This window comes from Adlercreutzia muris, assembly GCF_008831045.1.
Classification (GTDB): Bacteria; Actinomycetota; Coriobacteriia; order Coriobacteriales; family Eggerthellaceae; genus Adlercreutzia; species Adlercreutzia muris.
Genome location: NZ_WAJS01000001.1, coordinates 12,615 through 24,934, shown reverse-complemented (window position 1 = coordinate 24,934; position 12,320 = coordinate 12,615). Strand labels below are relative to the sequence as shown.

Genomic DNA, 12,320 nt, shown 5'->3' with positions numbered 1-12,320 from the left:
ACAGCAAAAGGATCTTGCTCGTGGACGACGAGCCGGAGCTTCTTGCCCTCGTGTCAGATATCCTGACCGACGCGGGGTTCGGGGAGATATTCACCGCAGCAAATGCAAAGGACGCGCTTGAGCGCTTCGATGAAGTTAATCCGGAGCTGGCAATCTTGGACGTGATGCTTCCCGATGGCGACGGGTTCTCGCTCATGCGGCAGGTGCGCAAGTCGTCCGACATCCCTGTGATATTCCTCACGGCGAAAGACGAGCCCATCGACAGGATATCGGGCCTGGGCCTGGGAGCCGACGACTACATTCCCAAGCCATTCCTTCCCCAGGAGCTCTTGCTGCGCGTCTATGCAGTACTCAGGAGGTCATACCCCGCGGTTGAGCCAAAGGTCCAACTTGATTATTGCGTGATCGATTTCGACAGGGCCGAAGCCGTGCGCGAAGACGGCCCGGTCTCGCTCACGGCAAAGGAGTTCGCGCTGCTGGAGATCCTTTCCCGCAATCAGGGCAAGGTGGTCACAACCGATGCCATTTGCAATGCCTTGTGGGGCGGGGACGCATTCGGGTACGAGAACCCCCTCAATGCCCACATCAGGCGCGTGCGGGAGAAGATCGAGCGCGATCCCTCGCATCCTGTGTCGCTCATCACCTGCAAGGGGCTCGGGTACAAGCTGATGGTTTGCAGGTGATGCCGTGAAGTCCCTGCGCCCCTATATCGCGAGAAATCTCGCGTTCTTCGCCGCCCTGATGGTCGCTTTGCTGGCGTTCAATGCGGCAGCATTCGGCATCTTCTTCTCCGGAGCAGTCGCCCGTGAGGCCGGAGACGCCTCGCCCGTGGCCATGCTTCATGCCATTGAGGACACAACAAGCGCATCGGAGGCGTCTCCGGAGGCGAACAGCAAGCTACGGGAAAACGGCCTATGGGCGCTGTTCATAAAGCCGGATGGGGACTGCTCGTGGTCGGTCGACGCTCCCGAGGGCGTCCCCCTCCACTACACTCTGCAGGACGTCGCGCGCTTCTCGAAGGGATATATCTCCGACTATCCTGTTTTCACGCGCGTCACTGACGCCGGCCTGCTGGTCTTGGGCTATCCCAAGGACAGCTACATGAAGATCACGGGCAACTATATCCCCATGCGGGCGGTGCAAGCTCTCCCGTCTTTCCTCGTGGTGATGGCGTTCCTCGATGTCGGCTGCCTCTTTCTAGCCTACTGGCTCTCAAAGAGGCGCACTCTGTCTGGATTGGAGCCCATCGAGGATGCCATCGAGGCACTGGGAACGGGCAAGGCGGCGCATTCCCTGCCGAAGGGGACGCTTACGAACCTTTCGGAGAGCGTGACTCGCGCGTCCGACCTCATCGCCAAGCAGAATGAGGCGCGCGCGAACTGGATCGCCGGCATATCCCATGACATCCGCACCCCGCTCACCCTCATCATGGGAAATGCGGAGCGCATCGCCAGCGACCCCTCTGCCCCATTGGATGTGTCTGGCCGTGCTGCCCTTATCAGCGCGCAGAGCGCCAAGATCAGCAACCTGATCAACGACCTGAATCTTGCCTCCCAGCTAGAATACGACATGCAGCCCTTGCATAAGGCGAAAGCGAAGCCCTCGAAAATCGTCCGCAAGGCGGTGGCAGATGCGATCAACGCATGCCCGGAAACGAGGTATTCCTATGAGATGGAAATCGAACAGGAGGCCGAAAAGGCGGCCGTTGAGTGCGATGAGCGCCTGCTCGGGCGGGCGATAGGGAATATCCTGCAGAACAGCGTCACGCACAACCCGCAAGGCTGCCGCATACGCATAGGGCTGAATGCGACCGATGAGCATGTGCTCATCACCATTGAAGATGACGGGGCGGGGGCGGCCGGAGAAGGCCTGCTCGCCCTTCTTAAATCTCAGGAACACGCGAGCAGCACCGACGAAAACCTCGACCTTCGCCACGGGCTCGGCTTGCAAATCGCGTCACGGGTGATAAGGGCGCACCAGGGAAATCTCTCCTTCTCAGCTCCCGTCGAAGGCGGCTTCAAAACTGTAGTGCAGCTTTCCAGGTGTTAATCCGGCTGCGAGGCCTGCTGCCTCGGTGCTCATGAGGCACGAGAGCCCGTCGTACACGCTCGGCCGCTATACAGGATACGCCCCGAACACGGTCATGGGCATAGGGGAAGGTGCATCGACTACATCCGTTCCGCCGAGCAAAATTGTGGTTTTATCTGTTAGTCGGGGCCGACAAAGATCAATAGCGTATAACTCAACAGCACGCGGGCGTCGCCAAGTGGTAAGGCCCAAGCTTCCCAAGCTGCTAGCGAGGCAAGCGCCCGCGAAACGCACGCCCATCGCACATTGCGCGAGGGCCGCCTGGCCTCCCGATGCGGACAACCGCAGAAGGAAACGCAACGGCGGCCCCGAGAAAGCGCTACCTCAAGATTTCGACCTCTTCAAGCAAGTCAAGGTTGCTCCCCAACCAAAGAGATGGTCAACGCCGCGGTCCAGCCGTCCGAGAGGCTGGAAGGGGCGGCATCCCTCATGAAGATGCTCGAAGACAAGGCCGACAGCGAGCAGATAACCGCCTCCGAGCTTTCCGCCGTCCGCTGCATCGTGGAAGCCTGCGCAAGCGATCTCGATGCGGTCTTGGAACAGGCCTAGATAAAACTAGAGCCAGTCCCAGTGGGACCGGCCCATGCAAAACCCGAAGGTTTTTGAATCTGCGATTATAATGCCAGCCTCAGGTCGCCTTGTCAATGAGGTTCGCCAGGAAGCGCAGATATGACACGAAGCCGTTTTGCTCCCCGTAGCCGTCGCACGCATCGAGAAGTCGCCCTTTTAACCGCTTCAGCATAGCGTCGGTATCGGCACAGAGCGTCGACCCGTCCAGCCGATCGAACATCACCAGCACTTCGAGGAGTTGTTGCACGCGACGATTCTTCAGCTTCGTCCGGCGCGTCTTGCTATTCGGCACACCTTTTTCTTTGAGCCAATTGTAGATGACGCTCGACAATGCGTAATCAGACTCATAGCTTCTGTCCATCCCGTTCAGGATGCAGCTTCCGTGGGAGCAGCAGTTCCGCACCGTCTTGACGCCTTTGAGGATGTAGTGCTCCTCCCTCATCAGGTTGTCATCCCAGCGCATTGAGCAAAAAAGGTAGAAGGCGAGCAGCGTGCCGAACGTCACGACTTCTAGGAATGCCCACACGGGCATGGCCTCTCCATAGTGGTCGATGATGCGGCCCGAATAAACGTCCCCCTCGCTCTCTTCGCTCCTGCGGAGGCGCAAATCGCGCACGATGTAGCCGCGGTAACGCGGCTCTTGTGACTCCATGAAATCGGCGACGATGCCGTAGCCGTCCTCATTCTCGCTCTCGGATACGCGGGTTATGATGGCGGTCTTTGCCAGACGCTCCACGTCCTGGGACACAAGCAGGAAGGTACGCCGAAGCGCTGCGTCCAGCTCATCCATGTCCAACAGGTCCGCGAAGTCCAGGCCAACATAGCGCCCTTCATCCGGACCGTCCGCGAACCTCTGGAACAGCCTCCTGCAAGCTGTCAGATGCAGGAACATTCCTCTGCGAGCCAACGCCTCCGTAGCCTTCGCCTCGTCGCAACGCTCGAACGTGACGCCCTTGGCCTTCAAGAGCTCCACCTGCTCCTCGGGCGTGAGCATAGGCTTGAGGTTCCGCGCCTCGTGGGCGCCGTCGTTCAGGCCCCACGCGATATATGTTCTGTCCGTTTTCTCCATGCTTCCATTCTACCCGCCGCGTCATCGCCTTGGAACCGTGCATTCCCGAAAGCGGACCATCGACGCAATGGCGGGACCCGGGCCGCGCCATCAGGCCTCCCGCCTACGCCTCGGCCCCCGGTCGCCTTGAGCCCGCACGTTCGCACGGCGCCAGCCCGGCCGCAAGGCGAGCCCGAAGGGGGCGAGCCGACAAGGCTAAAGGAGGTCTGAAAGATGGAAACGACCAAGATCCCGCTCTCCCGATGCGTCGAGAGCAGCTACCAGAACCGCAAGGAGCTGGGCGACGTCTCGGGGCTCGCGCGGAGCATCGAGGTGAACGGGCAGATCACGCCGCTCATCGCGGTGGCCGACGGCGAGGCCTACCAGCTCGTCGCAGGACACCGCAGGACCGCCGCCATGAAGTCGCTCGGACTCGAAGAGGCCGACGCCTACGTGATGGACGGCTGGGACGACGCCCGGATCGCGCAGATCCTCAACGCGGAGAACAACCACCGCCGCGAGCAGACCGAGGCCGAGCGCGGGCGCAGCATCCAGACCATGCTCTCGCTGGGCGTGCCCGTCTCCGATGCAGCGGCGACTGCGGGCGCCCCGGTCTCGTGGCCGTCGTGAGGCCCCAGCCCTGGGGCGAGGGGGCGGACGTCACCTTCTACTGCGACGACGAGTCCCACGTCTACCAGCCCACGCCGGAGGAGGTCGCGGAGACGGAGGCCTTCCTGGGGCGCAAGGCGACGCTCGATGCCATGGGCGGCCGCATCGCGGAGTTCGCCAAGTCCATCTACCCGAAGTTCCCCGCCAAAGGCCAGACGAAGCTGCGCCGGTGGGCGCACGAGGCCTTCGAGGCCTGCTACGAGTGCGAGCCCGACGACGCCTGGGAGGGCTTCAAGGAGCCGAAGGCTAAGGCCCTCGACCAGTTCATCCTGATGCGCACCATCCCGGCCTGCGTGCCCGGCCTCCCGGAGCGCGTCCTCAAGCGCGGCTACGAGCCGTGGTCGCGCGACCTGGAAGTCCTCCGCATCCGTCTGTCAGCCCGCCACCGATAGGCGTAGCTAATGAGCGCCGCGAACACCAGGAGGTCATCATGGGAAACTGCGCAGTCATCACCACGCCCGAGCGCAAGGTCGGGCTCTACCTTCACTGGAACGGAGGGCGCGACACCGTGGAGCCGCTTCTCAAGTACTGCGAGCTGCAGGGCTACCGGCCGCCGAGCCAAGACGCGTATGGCTGGGCGCGCATGTGCCAGGTCATGGGAAACTTCTTCGGGGGAAGCACGTCCCTCGGCATCGACCCCTACACCACCGACCGCCAGATGGACCCCGGCGACAACGGCGTCTACGTCATCGACGGCTGGCGGATCTCCGAGCATCTGCGGATCGAGTACGACGAGGACTGGAACGCTGTCGGGATGCGCGCGTTCGAGCCCGGCGAGGAGCACGACTGGCACAAGTTCGACGATATGCTCCGCAGCTTCGACGCGTCCATGCCCGAAGAGCTTCGTCTCGGCGAGTTCCTAAACTCGGTGGACGTGCCCGCAAGCGAGCTTGAGGTTGGCGATGAGGTGTGGATGTTCGACAGTATTCGCGGCAAGTGGGAAGTCTTCCCGGTCGTCGGCTTCGGACAGCCGAGCGGTAATCGCATCGCGGTCGAGGTCGATGCCCTGAACGGCAGGAGGGAGGTCACGTACCCCGACCTGCCATACGTCGCCAAGTGCGACCACGACGGCGACTACTCGTGGAACTGCACCAACTACGTCCACGGCGGCACGGCGCGCATCAAGCCGCGCGGCCAGCAGGTTGCCGCATAGCAGCTCGCAAGCCCGTCGGCCTTCGGGTCGGCGGGCCTTCCGCCTGCGGGGTCACGAGTCGTCCCGTTTCTCCTTCAACACTTTATAGCCGACAAGCTGAACGGTCAGAAAGTCACGCAACGACTCCTCATACGACAGGATCGGATACCCCGTCTCCTTGCAGGCGGCTCGCTGAATGGGGAGCGGGTGGGTCGCAGGGTAGAGCCCAGCGACATAGTCCGACAGGTCCATGAGAAACCTGGTGGAGTCAGCCAGCTCGTCGAAGAGGCCGCGTTCAACGAGCAGACTCGATCCATCTGCCATCATTCCGATGATCTCGCGCTTGCATTCGACGAGGCATTCCAGGCGCACATTGGTCTCTATGATGCTCGTCAAAAGCGCCCCAAGTCTTCCGAAGTCCCTGTGTGAGGCAAGCATCGCCGCTAGAGTGTCCGAAGCGGCCTCGAGACCTGTTATGGAGGACACGTCCAAAGAACCGGGGTCGATCTCTTTCATAGCTTCCAAGATCTCCCGCAATGACCGGATGTACAGGAGCAGGAGTATCTCCTCTTTAGAACCGACATAGTGCGAGAGATTGGCGCGCGAGCACCCGACCCTTTCGGCTATGGCGCTCAAGGTGACATCGTGGTACGAGCCTTCATCCAGTATCGATCGTGTGGCATCCAGGATGCCATCGAGCCTTTGGCTCTTCTGCTCACGCGTCCGCGCGCGTTGGTACGTCCGATCTTCTTCAGTCACGGTAGCTCTACCGCCTCCTTGACAAGTTGCACATCGCAACTTATAGTTAATTGCATTGTGCAACTAATTTTACGCAAGGAGTGCTCGCGATGCAATTCAGGACCGATCCCAAGAATGGCAACGAGTTGTCGGCGCTCGGCTTCGGTTGCATGAGGTTCCCTTCTTCTGGAGGACGCATCGATATTGACGCGTCTGAGCGGCTCATCGTGGAAGCTGTCGAGCGCGGCATCAACTACCTCGACACGGCTTATCTGTACAACGGGAACGAGGCTGCTCTGGGCGAGATATTCGCTCGCAACCCCGGCCTGAGGGAGAGGGTCTATATCGCCACCAAGCTGCCGATAGCGCGATGCGAGGCGTCAGGCGATTTCGATACGTATCTGGAGCGCTCCCTTGAGAGGCTTCGCACCGACCATGTTGATTATTATCTTGTCCACAACGTAACGAGCGCTTCGGCATGGGATCGCTTGAGCTCTCTGGGTTTCGAGGATTGGGTAGCGGAGCAGAAGAGGTCGAGCCGGATCGCCAACATAGGCTTCTCATACCATGGCCCCAAGGCAGATTTTCCTGCGCTGCTCGATTCCTTCGGCTGGGATTTCTGCCAGATTCAGTACAACTACATGAACGAGGACTATCAGGCGGGAACGGCGGGCCTCATGGCAGCGGCAGAGCGTGGCCTGCCCGTCATCGTCATGGAGCCGCTTCTCGGAGGCAAGCTGGCAGGCGAATTGCCAGCGGGCGCGCGGCGCGCCCTTTCCGATGCCGGCCTGAGCGACGATCCGGTACGGCTCGCCCTTCGCTGGGTATGGAACCACCCGGAAGCGACGGTGGTGCTTTCGGGCATGAACACGCAGGACCAACTGTCGCAGAATATCGAGACGGCCGAATCGGCACTCCCTGGCCCGCTCGAAGGTGCTGAGGCGGATGCGGTCGAAAAAGCCCGTGAGCACATCGCGCAAAACTACCGGATTCCTTGCACGGGGTGCGGGTACTGCATGCCGTGTCCCAAAGGAATCAACATCCCCATGTGCTTCGCTGCCTACAACACGTCTTTCGCTCACGGCTGGTACCAGGGCATGCACCAGTACATCACGGCATCGGGGGCCATGGTGGGCGATGCTCGCTTCGCGAGCGATTGCGTCAAGTGCGGAGCCTGCCTTGAGAAGTGCCCCCAGCATATTCGGATCCCCAGCGAGCTGACATCGGTGAAGCGGCGCCTTCAGGTTCCCGGCCTCCCGGCCCTGGTCAGGCTCGGCGTGAAACTGATGAGCCGCTAGCGCTAGCGTGCGAGCGTCCCTTGCCAGCCCATGCGCCCGGTGAGATAATCCATGTGCTTGAGTAATCGCATCGACAGGAACAGCCATGAAGCTCTGCATTGGGGCGGCTCCGGAAGCACACAGACGAGACGCTGACCGGAGCGAAGCCTGATAAATCGTCGGCTCCCGCAACCCGCTACGGGTTGCTTCGGCTTGCGCAGACGAACGATGGGCACGGGAACGGGCATGCGTCCGTTCCTTTTTGTTCTCACCCCATCGAAAGGCTTTCCATGTCAGCATCTGCAGATCACACGTCATCCCTTCTGGAGGGAAGCGCCCCGAAGCGCCTGGCAGCGTTCTCCGCCCCGCTCGTCGCGGCGAACCTCCTCCAATACGTCTACCAGTTCGTCGATATGGGCATTGTTGGCAACGTCGTCGGCGAGACGGGGCTTGTCGCAATCAGCAACGCCTCCGCCATCGTCTTCATCATCAGCTCGATAGCCATAGGGCTCATGTCGGGCTGCACCGTCGCGGTGGGCAACCGCGTGGGTGCTCGCGACGAGCAGGGGCAGCGCCGCGCCTTCGCCGCATCTCTCGGGGTCGCCCTTCTGGGGGCTGCGGCGATCACGCTGGCAGGCTGCGCGTTCGCGAAGCCCATTTTCACCCTCATGGGCGTTCCCGACGCCTCGCTCGCCCAAACAGCCGCCTATCTCGAGGTCGTCTCTCTGGGCACAGCCGGCCTCTTCCTGCTCAACGCGGCGTGCGCATTCCTGCGGGCGCAGGGGGACTCCGCCGGCCCCCTCGCCATCATGGCCGTCTCTGCCGCAGCGAACGTAGCCCTCGACCTCATCCTCATCGCGGGCGCCGGCCTCGGCGTGGTCGGCGCCGCCATCGCCACCGTGGCCGCCCAGGGCGCGGGGGCGGTCTTCGCCCTGTGGCTCGCGCGGCGCAGGTACGCCTCTGCCCGGAGCGTGCTCCGCTCCATGCGCGAAGCCCGGGAGCGGGGGAAAGCGATCGCGGCCGCACGGGATGTCCTCCGCGTGGGCGCCCCCATGGCCGTGCAGCAGGCCGTCATCAACCTCTCCTACGTCCTCGTGACCGCGTGGCTCAACTCCTACGGCCCGACCATCGCCGCCGCCTCCGGAGTCGGCCTCAAGATAAGCACCATCGCGGGGCTGCCCTGCTGGGGCGTCGGCCAGGCCGTCTCCGCCGCAGTCTCGCAGAGCATCGGAGCTAGGATGCCCGAGCGGGCGGTCGCATTCGCCAAGTCGGGCTGCCTCATGGCCATTGCCGTCACTGTGGGCATCCAGATCGCCGTGCAGCTGGGCGCGGGATGGCTCGTCTCGCTCTTCGGGGATTCGAGCCGGGAGCTCATCGACGCAGCAGTCCTCTACCTTCGCATCACCTGCAGCGTGAACGGAATCTTCTACGCGGCAATGTACGCCCTCGACTCATTCGCCCTGGCCTCGGGCGCGCCGAAGCTGGCCCTGGCGAACTCCCTCATCGACGCATTCGCCATGAGGGCAGGGCTGGCCTGGCTCCTGTCCGTCCCCCTGGGTTGCGGCTTCATCGGAATCTACACGGCGCAGGCGGCGGCACCGGTTCTTCCCGCGCTCGTCGGCTTCGTCTACCTCCAGCTGTGGGAGCGAAGGAATCTGTCAAGGTAGCGACCGTCTTGCCCCATGCCCATGACGGGCAGTCAGAAACATGCTCGCCGAAACCCTCCATCTTCAGGCGGAGGGTTTTTCGTTTCTCCTGCGGTATACTTTCCCCAGAAGGTAAAAACACGACCCCGTCGGGTAGTCGGGGTGCGGCCGCCCTCTTGCGACGAGCCGTCAGTAACCTGCCTCCTTGGTTGTCCCTCCTTCAGGTTCGTCATCGACATAAAGGAGGAACAACGATGAGCCTGTGCAAACTCACCGTGCGCTTCGAGGAGCCGTTCTGGGTCGGCCTCGTCGAGACGGAGGACGGTGACGGCTACAGCGTGGCGAAGCACGTCTTCGGGGCAGAGCCCACCACGCCCGAGGTGTTCGACTTCATCCGCGACCGCTGGAACGACCTGCGCTTCACGCACGAGGTCCAGGTCGAGGCCAAGGAGTCCAAGCGCATCAACCCCAAGAGGCTCCGCCGCATGATCGAGAAGGAGATGCGATCGGACGCCTGGCGCGGGACCAAGGCGCAGCAGACGCTCGCAGAGCAGCGCGCCATGGCGATAGAATCCGGCGAGGCGCTTTCCCGGCAGCAGAAGGAAGGGCGCGAGCGCGAGCAGTTCGCCAAGCGGACGGAGAAGCGCAAGCAGAAGCACCGCGGGCACTAGGTGTCGTGTGCCAATAGGTTGTTTACGCCGACGATGCGCGACATGGGTGGCAGGCCCCCGCAGCCGCTCGCGTGTCAAGGGGACGGCTCCCTTGACACGCGAGCGGCTGGAGCCGTTGTTGCGATCGGGCGGAGTGAGGAGGCTCGAAGACACCGGGGAGCGCGCAGTTCAATCGTCTTTTGGAATCAAGTGGGGCGCAGAGAGTCGAAGACCTCGGCATACCTGCAACTATCTTGCCGGAGATCGCGTCATCTAGCGAACGGGAAAGAGACCAGCGACCTAGATTCTAGTGCCATCCAAATAGCAAACTAGCCTTGCACATGTTCCGCTCGCTTGCGCTGTGGAGAAATGAAGTTTACAGACAGCGCTCTTGACAGAAGCGAAGTCCATCCTAAAATAGTATAGCATATAAACTATTTTGAAAGGAGCGGAGACATGCGCAAGGGGGTGAAAGAGGCGAAGGCCATCGAGCGCGTGCTGCACAAGTACATGCGGCTCGAAGAGATGCCGTTCACTTATGGGGATGGCATTAGGCTCACCCAGCGCGAGATTCACGTCATAGATACCATCGGGACGAACCCCGATATCAACATGACCCAGCTCGCCGAGATGCACGGCATAACGAAAGGTGCCGTATCGCAGATGATCTGCCGACTGCTCGACAAGGGATATGTGGAGAAGGTGCCCGCCCCCGAGGACGATCGCGAGGTTCGGATACTGCTCACCCAGAGCGGTCACGCGGCATACAAAGCCCACAGGGAATACCATGCGAAAAGGTCGGGCGACTTCATGGACTTCCTCGGCAGCATGAAAGCGGCCGAGTTCGCCGTCCTGCAGCAGGTTCTCGCCTCATTTGAGGCCATGGTAGACGATGCGCTAGAAGAAGCCTCCAACTAAAGCGTCCGCCTCGGGCACCCCAGGGTGCCCTTTCTTCGACCCTAATAGTTTAGATACTATATAGTATAGTTACTATACGAAAGGAAGCATATGCAGAAAAGTCAAGACAGAACAGAGCTCTTGAGATCGGCTCCGGTGAAGAGCGCGCTTTTGAAGCTCGGAACACCGACGCTGATAGGCATGAGCGTGTCGGCCCTCTACAACGTCGTGGACGCCTTCTTCGTCAGGCATCTCGGCGGGTCCCAGATGGCCGCTGTGTCGCTGTTCGCCCCCATAGCCACCGCCATGCTCGGACTGGCCCTCCTGTTCGGCGGTGGCGCGGCATCCTACATATCCCGTTTACTCGGCGCGGGAAAGCGTAGCGAGGCGAACGAGTGCGCCTCCACGTCGCTGGCGACCTCGATGGCCGTGGCGGTCCTGCTGATGGCCGGGTTCGTCGCGTTCGCGGAGCCGTTCCTTCGTGCTCTAGGCGCGACGGACACCATGATGCCGTATGCGGCGGCCTACGCCGTCCCCTTCTTCATCGCCATGACGTTCTACGCCTTCAACGCCACCGCCAACAACCTCATCGTCTCCGAGGGTGCGACGACCGTGAGCATGGTAGCCATGCTGCTCGGTGGCATATCCAACATCGTGCTCGACCCCATCATGATTTTCGCCCTCGGATGGGGCGTGACAGGAGCCGCCGTCGCGACGCTTGTGGGAACCCTTCTGACCACCTGCGTCTACCTCTCGTACTTCCTGCGCGGCAAGAGCAGCCTCGCCCTGTCGCCGCGAAATCTCAAGCCCACGGCGGGGATGTACGCGCAGGTGCTCAAGATCGGTGTTCCCAGCCTGACCTATCAGTTGCTCGTCTCGGTGGCGCTCTGGCTCACCAACGTCTTCGCCGCAGCTTACGGGGATGCCGCCGTGGCGGCGCTCGGTATTGTGGCGCGCATTATGAACCTGGCGAGCATGGTGGCTTTCGGCTTCGTCAAGGGCTATCAGCCCTTCGCGGGCTTCAACTACGGGGCCCGCAGGTTCGATCGGGTGCGGGAGGCCACGAAGACGGCGTGCATCTGGGAGACGGCTTTCGCTTGCATCACTGCCGTGACGCTCATCATCTTCGCGGAACCTCTGCTATCGGCATTCAGTCAGGAAGACGCCACTATTGTCTCCATCGGTGCGACCGCCCTGTTCTGGAACGCATTGAGCTTCGCCACCTTCGGTGTGCAGGCTGTCTATTCCGCTTTCTTCCTGGCACTTGGCAAGGCGAAGCAGGGAGCGCTCATAGCCATCGGACGGCAGGGCATCTTCTTCATACCCGCGCTTCTCATCGGCTCTTGGGCCTTTGGTCTTCTGGGCATCATAGCCGCGCAGCCCATCGGAGACCTGCTCTCGTTCCTTCTGGTTCTTGTCCTTGTCGCTAAATCGAAAGGAGTTCTATCTGATAGCGAGATGGCAAATGCCGAGCATGCAGAAACCTCTGCCTAATACATACTCTTGAGCTGACCGCAATCGTTAGGTGCCAAGGGAACAGTTCCCTTGACGGGCGGGGTGTCAGGGGGACGATTCCCCTGACACCCGAGAAAGACAGGTTCGGGG

12 protein-coding genes are annotated in these 12,320 nt (G+C 61.7%); 10 read left to right on the top strand and 2 right to left on the bottom strand.

Annotation, left to right across the window (positions count from 1 at the left end):
- The first annotated feature begins 20 nt into the window (after positions 1-20).
- Positions 21-683: a response regulator transcription factor gene (locus F8D48_RS00125; RefSeq protein WP_235715564.1), complete on the top strand. Its 663-nt coding sequence runs from the start codon at positions 21-23 to the stop codon at positions 681-683.
- A 4-nt stretch (positions 684-687) separates the two neighbouring features.
- On the top strand, positions 688-2,049 hold the full coding sequence (locus tag F8D48_RS00120; protein WP_151429471.1) for a sensor histidine kinase: 1,362 nt from the start codon (positions 688-690) through the stop codon (positions 2,047-2,049).
- Positions 2,050-2,716: 667 nt separating this feature from the next.
- Here F8D48_RS00120 and F8D48_RS00115 read toward each other — a convergent pair.
- On the bottom strand, positions 2,717-3,727 hold the full coding sequence (locus F8D48_RS00115) for an Abi family protein (protein WP_151429470.1): 1,011 nt from the start codon (positions 3,725-3,727) through the stop codon (positions 2,717-2,719).
- Positions 3,728-3,940: 213 nt separating this feature from the next.
- Here F8D48_RS00115 and F8D48_RS11835 point away from each other — a divergent pair, with 213 nt between their 5' ends.
- From F8D48_RS11835 to F8D48_RS00105, 3 genes are read left to right on the top strand one after another with little or no spacing between them, the layout of a single operon-like run.
- Complete coding sequence (locus F8D48_RS11835) at positions 3,941-4,336, top strand: ParB/RepB/Spo0J family partition protein (protein WP_240806145.1); 396 nt, start codon at positions 3,941-3,943, stop codon at positions 4,334-4,336.
- Complete coding sequence (locus tag F8D48_RS11830; RefSeq protein WP_240806144.1) at positions 4,324-4,767, top strand: hypothetical protein; 444 nt, start codon at positions 4,324-4,326, stop codon at positions 4,765-4,767. Before F8D48_RS11835 ends, F8D48_RS11830 begins: the two co-directional genes overlap by 13 nt.
- A gap of 38 nt (positions 4,768-4,805) precedes the next feature.
- Entirely contained in the window at positions 4,806-5,528 is a 723-nt protein-coding gene (locus F8D48_RS00105; protein ID WP_151429469.1) for a hypothetical protein, read from the top strand.
- A 51-nt stretch (positions 5,529-5,579) separates the two neighbouring features.
- Here the strand turns inward: F8D48_RS00105 and F8D48_RS00100 are convergent, their stop codons facing one another.
- Positions 5,580-6,266: a TetR/AcrR family transcriptional regulator gene (locus tag F8D48_RS00100; RefSeq protein WP_170272666.1), complete on the bottom strand. Its 687-nt coding sequence runs from the start codon at positions 6,264-6,266 to the stop codon at positions 5,580-5,582.
- Positions 6,267-6,355: 89 nt separating this feature from the next.
- On the opposite strand from F8D48_RS00100, the gene F8D48_RS00095 reads away from it, so the two are divergent.
- From F8D48_RS00095 to F8D48_RS00075, 5 genes are all read left to right on the top strand, one after another.
- A complete protein-coding gene (locus F8D48_RS00095; protein WP_151429467.1) occupies positions 6,356-7,543 on the top strand; it encodes an aldo/keto reductase in 1,188 nt (395 codons plus the stop codon).
- 269 nt (positions 7,544-7,812) lie between these two features.
- Positions 7,813-9,189 carry an MATE family efflux transporter gene (locus F8D48_RS00090; protein WP_151429466.1) on the top strand — a complete coding sequence of 459 codons (1,377 nt, stop codon included), beginning with the start codon at positions 7,813-7,815 and terminating at the stop codon, positions 9,187-9,189.
- A gap of 233 nt (positions 9,190-9,422) precedes the next feature.
- A complete protein-coding gene (locus F8D48_RS00085; protein WP_151429465.1) occupies positions 9,423-9,839 on the top strand; it encodes a YjdF family protein in 417 nt (138 codons plus the stop codon).
- A gap of 435 nt (positions 9,840-10,274) precedes the next feature.
- Positions 10,275-10,736, top strand: coding sequence for a MarR family winged helix-turn-helix transcriptional regulator (locus tag F8D48_RS00080; RefSeq protein WP_151429464.1), 462 nt, complete (start codon positions 10,275-10,277; stop codon positions 10,734-10,736).
- Positions 10,737-10,826: 90 nt separating this feature from the next.
- Complete coding sequence (locus F8D48_RS00075; RefSeq protein WP_151429463.1) at positions 10,827-12,209, top strand: MATE family efflux transporter; 1,383 nt, start codon at positions 10,827-10,829, stop codon at positions 12,207-12,209.
- The last annotated feature ends 111 nt before the right edge of the window (positions 12,210-12,320 follow it).